Source organism: Streptomyces sp. NPDC001507 (assembly GCF_042894765.1).
Classification (GTDB): Bacteria; Actinomycetota; Actinomycetes; order Streptomycetales; family Streptomycetaceae; genus Streptomyces.
Genome location: NZ_JBIAVV010000008.1, coordinates 1 through 15,088 on the forward strand (window position 1 = coordinate 1; position 15,088 = coordinate 15,088).

The window sequence follows — 15,088 nt, forward strand, 5'->3', positions numbered from 1 at the left end:
GTTGACTTTTGGCACGCTGTTGAGTTCTCAAGGAACGGTCGCTTCCTTTGTACTCACCCTCTCGGGCTTTCCTCCGGGCTTCCCTTCGGTGTTTCAAACTCTATCAGTGTTTTTCCGGCCCTCTGACCACCTTCCCGCAGGCATGCGGAAGATGATCCCAAGTTAGGATCTGACAAGTTTGGGTGCTGCCGGGTGGCAGTGCTTTATCGCACCGCTTGGCCCCATGCAGGAGTACGACTGTACACGGAGCCTCGAAGGCCACGCAAATCGAATAGGCTGGTGGTCTAGACCACTACCTGGTAGCTTCCATGCGGAACCGCCACTTCATATGACATACGCTGCTGCTCAGCCGTCCGGAACAGGTTGTGACGGCCCGTAAGCAGCTCCACTCCTGGGAGGCTTCCCATGACCACCGTGACGTCCCCGCTCGCCGGACGCGCCATCGGGCTGGCCGCAGTGCCGGATCCGGTCTTCGCCGGGGCCATGGTCGGCCCGGGCACCGCCATCGACCCCGCGCGTGAGCCTTCCGAGGTCGTGGCGCCCGTGGACGGAGTCGTCGTCTCCCTCCACCCGCACGCGTTCGTCGTGGTGGACGAGAGCGGCCACGGCGTGCTCACCCATCTCGGTATCGACACCGTGCAGCTCAACGGGCAGGGCTTCGAAGTGCTCGTCAACAAGGGCGACACCGTGACCCGCGGCCAGGCCGTGATCCGCTGGAACCCGGCCGAGGTCGAGGCCGCCGGCAAGTCCCCGGTCTGCCCAGTCGTGGCTCTGGAGGCCACCGCCGACTCTCTCTCCGACGTCCGTGAGGACGGTGACGTGAAGTCCGGCGACGCTCTCTTCGCCTGGAACTGACTCGTCCCTGACCGACGACCGGCCCCGCCGCCGTCCCGTCGTACGACACGGAGCAGGCGGCGATCACGACAACCACCGCGGCGGCGGGACCCGCCGCACTATCGGAGACGGGTGAGATGGAGACAACGCTGCGAGGCGTCGGCGTGAGCCACGGTGTGGCGATCGGCGAGGTTCGGCACATGGGAACGGCGGTTCTGGAGCCGCCTGCCAAGCAGATCCCCGCGGATGAGGCGGAGCGGGAGCAGGGGCGTGCCCGTCAGGCCGTGGATGCGGTGGCGGCCGACCTGATGGCGCGCGGCAACCTGGCCGGTGGCGAGGCCCAGGCGGTGCTTGAGGCGCAGGCCATGATGGCGCAGGATCCCGAGCTGATGTCCGACGTGGACCGCAGGATCGCCGTCGGCAGCACCGCCGAGCGAGCCGTGTACGACGCGTTCGCCGCGTACCGCGAGCTGCTGGCCGGAGCGGGCGAGTACCTCGCCGGCCGGGTGGCCGACCTGGACGATGTGCGGAATCGTATCGTCGCCCGGCTGCTGGGGGTTCCGATGCCGGGTGTCCCGGACAGTGACGAGCCGTACGTGCTGGTCGCGCGGGATCTGGCGCCGGCGGACACGGCGCTGCTGGACCCGGCTCTGGTGCTGGGTTTTGTGACCGAGGAGGGCGGGCCGACAAGCCACAGCGCGATTCTGGCGCGGGCGCTCGGGGTGCCTGCCGTGGTGGCGCTGCCGGGTGCCGGGGAACTGGCCGAGGGCATCGTGGTCGCCGTCGACGGCAGTAGCGGCGACATCTTCGTGAACCCGAGTGCGGAGCGGAAGGCCGCGCTGACTGCGGCGGCGGCCGAGCGGAAGGCGGCGCTGTCCGCCGCGACCGGCCCTGGCGCGACCGCCGACGGGCACAAGGTGCCCTTGCTGGCCAACGTGGGTGGGCCTGCGGACGTGCCGGCCGCGGTGGAGGCCGGTGCCGAGGGTGTCGGTCTGTTCCGTACCGAGTTCCTGTTCCTCGACGACAGCAAGAGCGCTCCCTCCGAGGAGAAGCAGGTCGAGGCCTACCGGCAGGTGCTGGAGGCGTTCCCCGAGGGCCGGGTCGTCGTGCGGGTGCTGGACGCGGGCGCGGACAAGCCGCTGGACTTCCTGACGCCGGCGGACGAGCCGAACCCGGCGCTGGGGGTACGCGGCCTGCGGACGCTGCTCGACCACCCCGAGGTGCTGCGCACCCAGCTGACGGCGTTGGCGAAGGCGGCCGAGGGGCTGCCCGTCCACCTTGAGGTCATGGCCCCGATGGTGGCGGACCGTGCCGACGCGAAGGCGTTCGCGGACGCCTGCCGGGAGGCGGGACTGCGGGCCAAGTTCGGCGCGATGGTGGAGATTCCGTCGGCCGCGCTGCGGGCGCGCTCGGTCCTCCAGGAGGTCGAGTTCCTGTCGCTGGGAACCAACGACCTGGCCCAGTACACGTTCGCCGCCGACCGTCAGGTCGGTGCGGTGTCGCGGCTGCAGGATCCGTGGCAGCCCGCGCTGCTCGATCTGGTCGCGCTGTCGGCGGAGGCGGCGCGGGCCGAGGGCAAGAGCTGTGGCGTATGCGGTGAGGCAGCGTCGGATCCGTTGCTGGCGTGTGTGCTGACGGGTCTGGGTGTCACCTCTCTCTCCATGGGCGCGGCGTCGATTCCCTATGTCCGGGCGATGCTGGCCAAGTACACGCTGGCCCAGTGCGAGCGGGCCGCGGCGGCCGCGCGCGCCACCGACAGCGCGGACGAGGCCCGTGTGGCGGCGCAGGCGGTGCTGTCCGGCGAGTAGTCGGCCACGGCCGTGATCGGCTGTCTTTCCGGTGTCTTTCCGGGGGCGCTCCACCTGTGGGTGGGGCGCCCCCGCTGTTTTCAGTGGTGGTGACCGGAGGGCGTCTCCTGGTCGCCGAGGTCGGGCGGCGCGCAGTAGTCGACGTCGGATTCCGGTGAGATGAGGTCTCCGGATTCGACGTCGGTGCAGTAGGCGTCGAAGACCTCGCCGGCGGTGAGGGGCCCGAGGTCGTTGCCGCGCAGCCGCCAGCCGTAGACACGGTCGGGGGCGCCGGCGGCGCTGGTGCGCATGACGAGTCCGCCGGGGCTGTTGGTGGCGAGGCCGAGGGCGAGAACGCTGGTGAATTCGAGGGCTTCGGCCTCGTCGAGGTGGGTGGTGCCGTCGCTGTTCCGGTCGGCGTGGAGGACGGTGACGAGGGTTTCCGGTGGTCCGGAGACGCTGCACACGAGGTGCCGGTTGCCTGCCGGGGCGGTGTCGAGGATGCGGGTCAGGAGGTGCGAGGCGCGGACGAAGGCGGCGCGTCCGACGTCCTCGCCGCAGGTGGGGCAGGGGCCGAGCCGGGCGAGGAGGGTGCTGGCGTACTCCCAGGTGGCCTGTCGCACCGCCTCGTCGACGAGGGCGGGGACGAGGTCGGTGAGGGGGCGGCCGTCGTAGGGGACGGTGGGGCCGGTGGCCGCGAGCTGGGCGGTGAACCGGGTGCGGCTGGCCGGGTCGTCGGGGTCGAGGCCGGTGGCGGTGCAGAACTCGGCGTATTCCTCGGGGTCGAACAGGGCGAGTGTGGTGTGGGTGCCCTCTGCGGCGCGGGACCTGAGGAGGGCTTCGATCTGGCGGAGGTAGGTGAGGTGGTCGTCGAAGGTGAAGGTGCGGTAGCGCCGCATGGCGCGGAAGTCGTGTTCGTCGGTCAGCAGGCCGATGGTGCCGGCGATCTCGCGGCGCAGGACGCGTCGCATGGTCCGGTGGTCGGTGCGCGCCATGGTTCCCCCTGAGTGTGGTCGATCAATGCTCACTCACAGTAACCGGCACCACTGACAACGGTGGCTGAGCGTGCGCAGCGCGGATGTCAGGCGCGCTTGCGGGCGAGGTCCTCGAAGTAGGTCAGCAGGTCGAGGTTGTCGATGGAGCCGGGGTTGACGGCCTTTTCCAGGGGCGCGCCCTGGAGCAGGCGCTTGACGGGGACCTCGATGCGCTTTCCGGTGAGGGTGTGCGGGACGCCGGGCACCTCGATGACCTCGTCCGGGACGTGGCGGGGCGAGAGCTGTTCGCGGATGGCCTGTTTGATGCGGCTCAGCAGGGCCTCGTCGAGCACCGCGCCGGGGGTGAGGTGGACGAAGAGGGGCATCCAGTAGCCGCCGTCGGGCTGTTCGACGCCGATGACGAGGGATTCCTTGATCTCGGGGAGGCGCTCGACGACCTCGTAGATGTCGGCCGAGCCCATCCGTACGCCCTGGCGGTTGAGCGTGGAGTCGGAGCGGCCGTGAATGATCACCGTGCCGCGTGAGGTGACGGTGATCCAGTCGCCGTGGCGCCAGACGCCGGGGTAGGTGTCGAAGTAGCTCTCGTGGTAGCGACTGCCGTCGGGGTCGTTCCAGAAGCGGATCGGCATGGAGGGCATGGGGTTGGTGACGACCAGCTCGCCCACTTCGTCGATGACGGGGTGGCCTGCCGGGTCCCAGGCCTGGAGGTCGGTGCCGAGGCCGGGGGCCTGCAGTTCGCCGGTGTGGACGGGGAGGGTTGGCACGGCGCCGGCGAAGCAGGAGCAGACGTCGGTGCCGCCGCTGACGGAGGCGATCCAGAGGTCGGCGCCACTCGCCGCGAACTCGTCGTGCAGCCAGCGGAAGCCGTCGGGGGGCAGCGGCGAGCCGGTGGTGGCGACGCACTTCACCCGGGAGAGGTCGTGGTCGCGGGCGGGGTGCACGCCGGCCTTGCGGCAGGCCATCACGTAGGCGGCGGAGGTGCCGTAGAGGGTGGCTCCGGTGCGTTCGGCGACGCGCCACTGGGCGCCGGTGTCGGGGTAGCCGGGGCTGCCGTCGTACAGGACGATCGTGGTGCCGGTGAGGAGGCCGGAGACGAGGAAGTTCCACATCATCCAGCCGGTCGAGGTGTACCAGAAGAAGCGGTCCTCGGGGCCCAGGTCGCAGTGCAGGCCGAGCTGTTTGAGGTGTTCGACCAGGATGCCGCCCTGGGACTGGACGATGGCCTTGGGCAGGCCGGTGGTGCCGGAGGAGTACAGCACCCACAGGGGGTGGTCGAACAGGACCTGTTCGAACTCCGGCTCGGTGTCGGCGGCGGTCAGTGCCGACCATTCGAGGGTGCCTTCGGGTGCGGGGGTGCCGAGCAGCGGGATGTGGACGACGGCGCGCAGGGTGGGAAGTTCGCGGCGGAGTTCGGCGACGATCTCGCGCCGGTCGTGTTCCTTGCCGCCGTAGCGGTAGCCGTCGACGGTGAACAGGACGACGGGTTCGACCTGCTGGAAGCGGTCCAGGACGCTGCGGGCGCCGAAGTCGGGGGCGCAGGAGGTCCACACGGCGCCCACGGCGGCGCTGGCGAGGAGGGCGACCACGGCCTGCGGGACGTTCGGGAGGTAGCCGCTGACCCGGTCGCCGGGACGGACGCCGAGGGCGCGGAGTTCGGCGGCCAGGGAGCCCACCTGGCGGCGCAGCTCCGCCCAGGTGACGGGGCGGGGTTCGTGGGTCTCGTCGACGTACAGGAGGGCGGTTTCGTCCGCGCGGACGGCGGCGGCGCGCAGGGCGTGCTCGGCGTAGTTCAGCCTCGCGCCGGGGAACCACTCGGCGCCGGGCATGGCGCGGTCGCCGAGCACGCGCGCGTAGGGGGTCGAGAACCGCACGTCGAAGTATTCCGCGACGGCTTTCCAGAAGGTGTCCAGGTGGTCGACGGACCAGCGGTGCAGGGCCGGGTACCCGCCGTCGGCCGGGGCTTGGTGGTGTTCCGCCGCCCAGGACTGGAACCTGGTGATGCGGGCCTGGGCGATCCGTTGCGGATCGGGCTGCCAGAGCGGCTGGGGGTTCGCGGACGACATGGGGCGGCTCCCGGGCTTCTGCGCTTTGTGTGCGTGGGACGCGCACGGGCTGGGGTGTGCGCGTGACGCGGCTGACAGGGACGATGCCATGTGATCGACTTCTACACCAGGGCGCGCTCCACATAGTCCGTGTCGTGAAGATGTGGCCCCGGCACGGGTGAACGCCAGTTGAACGGCACACGCGTGTGGAGTGCTGAGTGGCAGGGTGAGCAGTATGGACGGTCGTGACCTGGTGCGTTCGGTAAGAGTGGTCGGTTCGAGCAAGGCGGCTCAGGGGTTGCGTACCGTACGGGCCGCGTGGCGCAGGAGGCGGATCGATGCCGCCGGTCTGCCCGCGCGGGGGGCGGAGCGGGCCCGGGTGCCGGGCCCGGTGCAGGGCGCGGAGCCGGGGCCGGGCGGCGGTGTGATCCGGTTCAGCCGGTCCGAGCTGCGGATCACGGTCGCCGTGAACGGGGCCGTCTTCTGGGGCTGGGACGGGGCCGGTCCCGAGCCGTCGTACGCGCTCGCGGGGCGCTGTCCGGAGCCGGATCCGCGGGCGGTTCTCGAACCGGACACCGACGGCGGCTGGCGGGTCGTGGCGGAGCGGGTGACGGTCAGTGTCTCGCGGCACGGCGCGGTGGAGGTGTGCACGCCGGGTGGCGTGATGCTGCGGCGGGATCTGCCGCCGCGCTGGTGGGAGCCGGTGGGCGGGGGTGCGGCGCGCTGGGTGCAGCGGTCGGAGGTGGCCCCGGACGCGCGGTTCTTCGGGCTGGGCGGGCGTGCCTCGGGGCCGCGGCTGCGGGACGGCACGTACCGGTTGTGGAACACCGATCCCGGCCGTGCCTTCGGGCCCGGTGACGATCCGCTGTACATCACGATGCCGGTGCAGCTGGTGGTGGCGGACGCGGCGGCGCATCTGGTGTTCCACGACAGTTCCTGGGACGGCACGGTGACGCTCCGGGAGGGCGAGGAGGGCGCCGGTTCCGGGCACGACCGGACCGGGCGCTGCGAGCTGCGGATGGACGGTGGTCCGCTGCGCTGCTGGGTGATGGTGGGCACCCCCGCGCGCGTGCTGCACACCTGGGCCTCGCTCACGGGAGCGCCCGCGCTGCCGCCGGCGTGGGCGCTGGGCCACCACCACGCGCGCTGGGGTTTCGGCAGTGAGCAGGAGGTGCGGCGGATCGTCGCCGGTTACCAGGAGCGCGGTCTGCCGCTGGACGCCGTCCATCTGGACATCGACCACTACGACGCCCACCAGGTGTTCACGGTCGATCACGAGCGTTTCCCGAAGCTGCCGACGCTGGCGGAGGAGTTGCGGCGGGACGGGATCCGGCTGGTGTCGATCGTCGACCCTGCGGTGAAGGCCGAGCCCGGCAACACGGTCTACGACGGCGGGACGTCGGTCGACGCCTTCGTCCGTGATCCGTCGGGGCGGACGGTGGAGGGTGTGGTGTGGCCCGGGGAGGCGGTCTTCCCCGACTTCACGGACGCGCGCGTGCGCGCGTGGTGGGGCGGGCTGTACGAGGAGCGCCTCGCGCTGGGGTTCGCCGGGTTCTGGCACGACATGAACGAGCCGACGTCCTTCAGCGCGTTCGGCGAGTCGACGCTGCCGCGCTCGGCGCGGCACGCCCTGGAGGGGCGCGGCGGCGACCACCGGGAGGCGCACAACGTCTACGCCCTCTGCATGGCGCGGGCGGCCTACGAGGGTCTGCGCGGACTCTCGCCCGGGGAGCGGCCGTTCCTGTTCTCCCGCTCGGGCTGGGCCGGTGTGCAGCGCTATGGCGGCACGTGGTCCGGTGACGTCGCCACCGGCTGGCCGGGGCTGCGCGCGTCCCTGTCGCTGGTGCTGGGGCTCGGGTTGTGCGGGGTGCCGTACTCGGGTCCTGACGTGGGCGGTTACGACGGGAGTCCGTCGCCCGAGCTGTTTCTGCGCTGGTTCCAGCTGGGCGCGTATCTGCCGTTGTTCCGCACGCACGCGGGCATCCGGGCGGGGCGCCGGGAGCCGTGGGAGTTCGGGGCCGAGGTGCTGGAGCACGCGCGCGTGGCGCTGCTCGAACGGCGGCGTCTGCTGCCGTACTTCATGACGCTGGCGCAGTTGGCCCGGCGGACCGGTGCGCCCTACGTGCGGCCGGTGTGGTGGGGGGCGCCGGAGGACCGGGCGCTGCGTGACTGCGAGGACGCGTTCCTGCTGGGTGACGCCCTGCTGGTGGCTCCGGTGCTGGATCCGGGTGCCGACCGGCGTGCGGTGCAGCTGCCCCGTGGGCGTTGGTACGACACGGTGACCGAGCAGGCGTACGAGGGTCCCGGGCAGGTGCTCGTCGATGCCCCGCTGTCGCGGATCCCGGTGCTGGCGCGCGCGGGTGCCGTCCTGCCCGTGCGGGACGAGGACGGCGGGACGCAGCTTGAGGTGTGGGCGCCTGCCCGGGGGCGGACAGGAGGAGGGCTGTTCGTGCCGGACGCGGGCGACGGCTGGGAGGAGCCGGAGATGGAGCGTTACGTCGCCCGCTGGGAGGGCCGGCACGTGGTGGTCCGGCGCGACGACGAGAGCGGCGTGAGCAAGCCGTCCCGGCCCGTCCGGGTCAGAGGACTGGGCTGAGCCGGCGGGCTCAGTAGCGGCCCTCGAACCACGCGCGTACGGCCACGCTGTGCAGCGGGAAGGCGAGTTCATCGGGACGTCGCAGCAGGTGCCAGCCCTCGGTCTCGTCGGTCGCGCCCGACGGCGGGAGGCCTTCGGCCGGGCGTTCCGGGAGGAGGCCGAACAGCAGCAGGTGCCCGTCGGGTGAGCTCATGGCGTCGACGAGCCGTACGTCGCGGGCGGCCGCGTCGATGCCCGTCTCCTCCTTGAGTTCGCGGACGACGGCGTGCCGCCAGTCCTCGCGGTCGTCGACGTAGCCCCCGGGCAGCGCGGTGCCGCCGCGCGCGGGGGCCACGGTGCGGGTGATGACGACCAGGGCGGTGCCCTTCGTGTCGTAGACGGGCTGGAGGGCGATCGCCACCGGCAGCGGGTTGCGGTAGGCGACGTGGCCGCAGGCCGGGCAGGTGCGGGGCCAGCCGGAGATTCCCTCTCCGTAGGCCGCTCCGCAGCTCGAACAGTGCGAGCCCGGAGCGGAGTTGGCAATTGGGTGCTGATTTTCGGACACGCGCGGACTTTATCCGATCGGGAGTACGACGTCTTACGGTCACTGGAACACCTTCTTCCGGAAGTGAACCGACACGTGGCGGCCCCGGAACCGGAAACGCACCGGCGGCCGAGGAACGCCGACGCGGCCTGCCCAATCCGGGTCGCCAGTGGCACACTTCTGACGTTGCGTCAGATCTCGTGTCCTGGAGGAGCTTTGTCGCGTACACGCACACCAGCGGTCGACGGCTGGTTCACGGGCGAAGGCGACGGATTCCGGCTGCTGGGAACCCGCTGCGCGGCCTGTGCCTCGGTCTTCTTCCCGCGCGAGGACGCCCACTGCCGCAACCCCGGCTGCGCGGGCGGCGACCTGGAGGAGGTCCAGCTCTCCCGGCGCGGACGGATCTGGTCGTACACCGACAGCAGGTACCGTCCCCCGTCACCCTATGTGAGCGTTCCGGAACTTCCGTGGGAGCCGTACGCGTTGATCGCTGTGGAGCTGGAGCCCGAGCGGATCGTGGTGCTGGGGCAGGCGGTTCCCGGGATCACCGTCGCCGATCTGACGGTGGGCATGGAGGCCGAGATCGTCCCCGGAGTCCTGAGTGAGGACGCGGAGACGACCTGGACGACCTGGCACTGGCGGCCGACGGGGGTGGCGGCATGACGGCGGACGTGGCGGTGCTCGGCGTGGGCATGCACCCGTGGGGCAAGTGGGGCCGGAGCTTCGTCGAGTACGGGACGGCGGCGGCCCGCGCGGCGCTCGCGGACGCCGGACTGGAATGGCGCGACATCGGCTCGGTCGTGGGCGCGGACACGGTGCGTGGGGGCTATCCCGGCTATGTGGCGGGCGCGACCTTCGCCAGGGCGCTGGGCTGGCAGGGGGCGCCGGTCGCGAGCGTGTACGCGGCGTGCGCGTCCGGGGCCCAGGCGGTCGCCGCGGCACGGGCACAGATCCTGGCGGGCCTCGCGGACGTGGTGCTCGTGGTGGGCGCGGACGCGGCGCCCAAGGGCTTCTTCCGGCCCGCCGGAGGAGACCGGCCGGACGATCCCGACTGGCTGCGCTTCCGGCTGCTGGGGGCGACGAACCCGACGTACTTCGGCCTTTACGCGCGCCGCAGGATGGCGGTGTTCGGCGACACCCCCGAGGACTTCGCCCTGGTCAAGGTGAAGAACGCGGCCCTGGGGGCACTCAATCCGTACGCCCGCTACCGCAGGCGGGTCACCGCCGAGGAGGTCGCCGCCTCCCAGGTGGTCGCCGATCCGCTGCGGCTGCTGGACATCTGCGCCACCTCCGACGGCGGGGCCGCGCTGGTGCTGTCCAGCCTGGAGTTCGCGCGCCGGCACGGGGTGGCACGGCCGGTGCGGATCCGCGCGGTGTCCACGGTCACCCCCCGCTATCCGAGCGCGGTGCTGGACCTGCCGGACATCGCCACGGACTCCGCGTCGGCGGTGGAGCCGCCCCCGGAGCCCTTCCGGGCCTCGATCGCGCGGGCCGCCTACGAGGAGGCGGGCATCGGTCCCGAGGAGCTGTCCCTGGCCGAGGTGTACGACCTGTCCACCGCGCTGGAGTTGCAGTGGTACGAGGATCTCGGGCTGTGCGCCGAGGGCGAGGCGGCGAAGCTGCTGCGCGAGGGCGCCACGGCCCCGGGCGGCCGGATACCGGTCAACGCCAGTGGGGGGCTCGCGTCCTTCGGGGAGGCGGTGCCGGCCCAGGCGATCGCCCAGGTGTGCGAGCTGACCTGGCAGTTGCGGGACACGGCGGGCGACCGGCAGGTGGCGCACGCGCGCGTGGGGATCACGGCCAACCAGGGGCTGTTCGGGCACGGCTCGTCCGTGATAGCGGTGCGCTGACGGAACGGGTGTGACCACGGAGGTGCATACCCTGCGTGACCACCCCGAAATGGTGCGTGAACGTCTCATGAACTGCCCATGGGCGTACGCCGGTGGCGCCATCATGCTCCCGTGCGCACCTGGACGGATGCTCTCCGTTTCGCCTTCCAGCCGGTGGTCAATCTGACGACCGGCGGGATCGCCGCACTGGAGATCCTCGCCCGCCCCGAGACCGGCGACATCCTCGGCGAAGCCCGCCGGAATCCCGAACTCGACGGCAGTCTGGCGGTGTTGGCCCTCCGCGCGGCGGCCCGCAAGGAGACCCTGCTGCCGCTGCACATCAACGTCTTCGCGGCCACTCTCGCCGACCTGGGCGGCATCGGACCACTGCCCGAGGCCGTCCGCGAGGCCGGCCGGATGCCCTGGGAGGTCACCCTGGACATCGTCCCGCCGTACACGCACGTGCCGCAGCGGGCCCTGCTGGAGGCCGTCGCGGTGCTGCGCGGCCAGGGCTTCCGGATCAGCGCGGACGGCATCGGGGACGGGGACGTGCCGCTGCGGCTGCTCACCGACCTCTCCCCCGACCTGGTCAAGCTCGACGCCTCGCTGCTCGCCCGGCCGGCGGCGGTGCGGGCGATGCGCACCCTGTGCGAGGAACTCGGCGCCCTGGTGGCCGTCGAGGGCGTGGAGACCGAACTCCAGCACGCGGCGGCGCTGTCCGCCGGGGCACAGCTGGCGCAGGGTGAGCTGTTCGCGCCGCCGGCCCGGATCCCGGTGGCGGAGGTATACGTTCCGCCGTCCTCCCCCGCCGCCGTACCGCCACCGCGCTCCGGGCCGTCCGTGCGCGAGTTCGTCCGGCCCGCCGCGGTCCTGCCGGTCACCGCGTCCGCGTTGCAGGTACGGGCGCTGCTGACCGGCTCCCCGGACGTCTCCGGCGTGCTCCTGGTGGACCAGACCGGCGCCCCGGTCCGCTCGGTGCACCGCTCCCGCTTCCTGCTGTCGATGTCCGGCCGCTACGGGCACGCCCTGTACGCGGACCGGCCGGCCTTCAAGCTGGGCGACGCCCCGCGCACGGTGGGCATCGACGCGACCGCCTGGGAGGTGCTGGACGTGGTGGCCGTCGGCGGCCCGGACCGGACCTCGGACGACGTGACCGTCGTCGACCGGTTCGGGCGCTGCGTGGGCGTCGTACGCCTCGCCGACCTGGTGCGGGCGCTCGCGGAGACCCGGGTCGAGGAGGCGGCCGGGCTCAACCCGCTGACCCGGCTGCCCGGTTCGGACGCGATCACGGGCGAGGTCGACCGGTGGCTCGCGGACGGCCGGGTCTTCGCGCTGAGCTGGCTGGACATCGACCACTTCAAGCAGGTGAACGACGGCGCCGGGTTCGCCGCGGGCGACGAGCTGATCCGTTCGGTGGGGCGGGCGCTGCAGGAGGCCGCCGTCGGGCACGCGCGCGTGGGACACATCGGCGGGGACGACTTCCTGGTGCTCGCCGACGAGACCGGGCTGGACCAGGTCGCCGCCCTGCTCGACGCGCCCTGGTCCGCGGGAGGGCGTCCCGTCACGCTGTCCCTGGCCACCGTCGTGTGCGGCCCGGGCAGCGTGGCGGACCACCGGCAGGCGGCCGCCTGCCTGGCACCGCTCAAGAAGGCCGCCAAGGCGCTCCACGGGGCGAGTTGGGTGCTGGGGCGGGCGGGGCTGCCCGGGCACGAGATCCGGCGCGGCTCAAACGCGCACCCGGCCCAGGCCGGATGCGCGGCGGTGGAGCCGTGACGGGTGCGCTCCGGCGGGTTGCCTGTCATCGTTGCCGTCGGCGACCTTGACGCCCTCCGGGTGCCGGTGAAAACTTCCGGTGTCGGTCGACATCGCCGTACATTCTCGGCGTATTCAGGCACTGCGCCATGGGCCGCTCCTGTCTTGAGGCTCCTTCTCCCATGGGCGATTCGGCCGCAACGGCACGCTCGTCATGGACGCCGGGCGGGGCGCGGGACCTTCCCTGCCTTCGGCTGACGTCGCCAAGGGAACCGTTCCTGCTCAAAGCGCCGGGGTCGATCCCCGGCCAGCGCCCTAGGAGCCGCCATGAGCAACGGAGACATCTTCGTCGGCGAAGTCATCGGTACGGCCATTCTGATCCTGTTCGGCGCCGGTGTCTGCGCCGCGGTCACCCTCAGACACTCCAAGGCCCGGGCCTCGGGGTGGGTGGTGATCGCGTTCGGCTGGGGGTTCGGCGTGCTCGCCGGCGCCTACACAGCCGCTCCGCTCTCCGGTGGGCAGCTGAATCCCGCGGTCACCATCGGCATCGCCGTCGACACCGGGAAGTGGGGCAAGGTCTGGGTCTACCTGCTCGGCCAGCTCGTCGGTGCGATGCTGGGCGCCGTCCTGACGTACCTGGTCTACCTGGCCCAGTTCCAGGCCAACGTGCCCGACGAGGAGTCGGGAGAGGAGCCGACGCCGACCCTCGGCATCTTCTCCACCATCCCGGAGATCCGGAACCCGGTCGCCAACCTGGTCACCGAGATCATCGCGACGATCGCGCTGGTCCTGCCGGTCCTTGCGTTCGGGCTGACCAAGGGGCTCGGTGAGTCCGGCACCACCGTGCTGATCGTCTCGCTGCTCGTCGTCGGCATCGGGCTGTCGCTCGGCGGCCCCACCGGCTACGCCATCAACCCGACGCGCGACCTCGGCCCGCGCCTTGTGCACACCTTCCTGCCGATCCCCAACAAGGGCACCTCGGACTGGGGTTACGCCTGGATACCGGTCGTCGGCCCGCTGATCGGCGGGGCGCTCGCGGGCCTGATCTACAACACGGCCTTCTGACTCGGCGCGGACGTCCCGGGTCCGCGCGGCCCCCCGGCCCCACGTGCCCCGGCTCCGCGCGGCCCTTCCACCCACGAAGCCTTCCGACCCAGCGACCAAGGGGTAGCCATGACGGACACCGCCGAGAAGTACGTCGCCGCAATCGACCAGGGCACCACGTCGAGCCGCTGCATCATCTTCGACCACGGCGGCGCCATCGTCGCCGTCGACCAGCGCGAGCACCGCCAGATCTTCCCCAAACCGGGCTGGGTGGAGCACGACGCCACCGAGATCTGGTCCAAGGTGCAGGCCGTGGTGGCCGGAGCGCTCGCGGGCGCGGGGCTGCGCCCGGACCAGCTGAGCGCGCTGGGCATCACCAACCAGCGCGAGACGACCGTGCTGTGGGACCGCGCCACCGGCAAGCCCGTACACAACGCGATCGTCTGGCAGGACACCCGGACCGCGGCTCTGTGCCGTGAACTCGGCGGCAGCGACGGCCAGGACCGCTTCCGGGAGCAGACCGGTCTGCCCCTGGCCAGCTACTTCTCCGGCCCCAAGGCGGCCTGGCTGCTCGACAACGTGCCAGGACTGCGGGACCGCGCCGAGCGCGGCGAGATCGCCTTCGGGACCATCGACTCCTGGCTCGTCTGGAACCTCACCGGCGGCACCGACGGCGGCCGTCACGTCACGGACGTCACCAACGCCGGGCGCACCATGCTGATGAACCTGGAGACCCTCCAGTGGGACCCCGCGATCCTCGCCGCGATGAACGTCCCCGAGGCCGTGCTCCCCGAGATCAGGTCGTCCGCCGAGGTGTACGGCACCGCCGTCGGCCAGCTCGCCGGGGTCCCGGTGGCGTCCGCCCTCGGCGACCAGCAGGCGGCGGTCTTCGGGCAGGCCTGCTACGACGTCGGCACGGCGAAGAACACCTACGGAACGGGCAGCTTCCTGCTGCTCAACACCGGCAACCGGCCGGTGCCGTCCAAGAGCGGGCTGCTGACGACGATGGGATACCGGATCGGCACCGAGGCGCCGGTGTACTGCCTGGAGGGTTCGATCGCCATAACGGGCGCGCTCGTGCAGTGGTTCCGCGATCAGCTCGGCATCATCCGCACCGCCGCCGAGATCGAGACACTGGCGGCGAGCGTCGACGACAACGGCGGCGCCTACATCGTGCCCGCCTTCTCCGGCCTGTTCGCGCCCTACTGGCGCTCCGACGCGCGCGGGGTCGTCACCGGACTGACCCGCTACGTCACCAAGGCGCACCTGGCCCGTGCGGTCCTGGAGGCGACGAGCTGGCAGACGCGGGAGGTCGTGGACGCGATGTACCAGGACTCGGGGGTGCCGATCACCACCCTGAAGGTCGACGGCGGCATGACGAAGAACAACCTCCTGATGCAGCACCAGGCCGACGTCCTCGGGGTACCGGTGATCCGGCCCCGGGTCTCCGAGACGACCTGTCTGGGCGCCGCCTACGCGGCCGGCCTGGCGACCGGCGTGTGGAACGACCTGGACGAGCTCAGGTCGCACTGGCAGCAGGACATGGAGTGGACGCCCACGATGACGGCACCGGTACGCGAACGGGAGTACGCGAACTGGCGCAAGGCGGTGGAGAAGAGCTTCGGCTGGCTGGAGGACGGCGAGTAACCACCCCCGGACCACGGCCCGTACCCCGGTCGGCGGGGG

Annotated in this window: 11 protein-coding genes; 8 read left to right on the forward strand and 3 right to left on the reverse strand. The window is 71.8% G+C overall.

What is annotated here, in order from left to right; genetic code table 11:
* Positions 1-405 precede the first annotated feature (405 nt).
* Together ACFY0K_RS25075 and ptsP are read left to right on the forward strand one after the other, a co-directional pair.
* Positions 406-855: a PTS glucose transporter subunit IIA gene (locus ACFY0K_RS25075; RefSeq protein WP_390641756.1), complete on the forward strand. Its 450-nt coding sequence runs from the start codon at positions 406-408 to the stop codon at positions 853-855.
* 116 nt (positions 856-971) lie between these two features.
* Positions 972-2,642: a phosphoenolpyruvate--protein phosphotransferase gene (gene ptsP / locus ACFY0K_RS25080; protein ID WP_390641757.1), complete on the forward strand. Its 1,671-nt coding sequence runs from the start codon at positions 972-974 to the stop codon at positions 2,640-2,642.
* 80 nt (positions 2,643-2,722) lie between these two features.
* Here the strand turns inward: ptsP and ACFY0K_RS25085 are convergent, their stop codons facing one another.
* On the reverse strand, positions 2,723-3,616 hold the full coding sequence (locus tag ACFY0K_RS25085; RefSeq protein WP_390641758.1) for a hypothetical protein: 894 nt from the start codon (positions 3,614-3,616) through the stop codon (positions 2,723-2,725).
* Positions 3,617-3,702: 86 nt separating this feature from the next.
* Positions 3,703-5,679: an acetoacetate--CoA ligase gene (locus ACFY0K_RS25090; RefSeq protein WP_390641759.1), complete on the reverse strand. Its 1,977-nt coding sequence runs from the start codon at positions 5,677-5,679 to the stop codon at positions 3,703-3,705.
* 214 nt (positions 5,680-5,893) lie between these two features.
* On the opposite strand from ACFY0K_RS25090, the gene ACFY0K_RS25095 reads away from it, so the two are divergent.
* Positions 5,894-8,254 carry a glycoside hydrolase family 31 protein gene (locus ACFY0K_RS25095; RefSeq protein WP_390641760.1) on the forward strand — a complete coding sequence of 787 codons (2,361 nt, stop codon included), beginning with the start codon at positions 5,894-5,896 and terminating at the stop codon, positions 8,252-8,254.
* A 10-nt stretch (positions 8,255-8,264) separates the two neighbouring features.
* On the opposite strand, the gene ACFY0K_RS25100 is transcribed toward ACFY0K_RS25095, so the two are convergent.
* On the reverse strand, positions 8,265-8,798 hold the full coding sequence (locus ACFY0K_RS25100) for an NUDIX domain-containing protein (protein ID WP_352367116.1): 534 nt from the start codon (positions 8,796-8,798) through the stop codon (positions 8,265-8,267).
* Positions 8,799-8,993: 195 nt separating this feature from the next.
* On the opposite strand from ACFY0K_RS25100, the gene ACFY0K_RS25105 reads away from it, so the two are divergent.
* The 5 genes from ACFY0K_RS25105 to glpK all read left to right on the forward strand — a co-directional run bounded on the left by ACFY0K_RS25105 (position 8,994) and on the right by glpK (position 15,049).
* Entirely contained in the window at positions 8,994-9,440 is a 447-nt protein-coding gene (locus ACFY0K_RS25105; protein WP_390641761.1) for a Zn-ribbon domain-containing OB-fold protein, read from the forward strand.
* Entirely contained in the window at positions 9,437-10,627 is a 1,191-nt protein-coding gene (locus ACFY0K_RS25110) for a lipid-transfer protein (RefSeq protein WP_390641762.1), read from the forward strand. The genes ACFY0K_RS25105 and ACFY0K_RS25110 overlap by 4 nt, the downstream gene beginning before the upstream one ends.
* A gap of 111 nt (positions 10,628-10,738) precedes the next feature.
* Positions 10,739-12,379: a GGDEF domain-containing protein gene (locus ACFY0K_RS25115; RefSeq protein WP_390641763.1), complete on the forward strand. Its 1,641-nt coding sequence runs from the start codon at positions 10,739-10,741 to the stop codon at positions 12,377-12,379.
* A gap of 306 nt (positions 12,380-12,685) precedes the next feature.
* On the forward strand, positions 12,686-13,423 hold the full coding sequence (locus ACFY0K_RS25120) for an MIP/aquaporin family protein (protein ID WP_390641764.1): 738 nt from the start codon (positions 12,686-12,688) through the stop codon (positions 13,421-13,423).
* A gap of 108 nt (positions 13,424-13,531) precedes the next feature.
* Positions 13,532-15,049 carry a glycerol kinase GlpK gene (gene glpK / locus ACFY0K_RS25125; protein WP_390641765.1) on the forward strand — a complete coding sequence of 506 codons (1,518 nt, stop codon included), beginning with the start codon at positions 13,532-13,534 and terminating at the stop codon, positions 15,047-15,049.
* Positions 15,050-15,088: the final 39 nt, after the last annotated feature.